This is a genomic window from Pseudoalteromonas sp. SIMBA_162 (assembly GCF_046535955.1).
Taxonomy (GTDB): Bacteria; Pseudomonadota; Gammaproteobacteria; order Enterobacterales; family Alteromonadaceae; genus Pseudoalteromonas; species Pseudoalteromonas marina.
Genome location: NZ_JAWJBQ010000582.1, coordinates 1 through 263, shown reverse-complemented (window position 1 = coordinate 263; position 263 = coordinate 1). Strand labels below are relative to the sequence as shown.

Annotated in this window: 1 protein-coding gene; it reads right to left on the bottom strand. The window is 33.5% G+C overall.

What is annotated here, in order from left to right; translation table 11 throughout:
- On the bottom strand, positions 1-263 hold a 263-nt coding region (locus R0J88_RS21010), incomplete at both ends, for a hypothetical protein (RefSeq protein ID WP_410901028.1).

Sequence of the window (263 nt, the reverse complement as noted above, 5' to 3'; positions counted from 1 at the left end):
CCCATGCCTTCGAACGCTATAGTAATATCTGTTAGTGTGAAAATAAAAGGGTTTTGATTCAAGATAAGGAATATTTTATCTCCATTGTTTTCAAGGAAACTCTTATACTTTTGTTTTAACTGAGCATCCTTGTACATATTTATGGGGATATTGCATGCTAATCGGAGGATAATATTTTGAGGATTTAGATTTGCTTGTTGAAGTAAGTTGGTAATGCAGGTATATACTGCTATCTTTTGAGGAAGTGAAGTTTTATCGAGGTC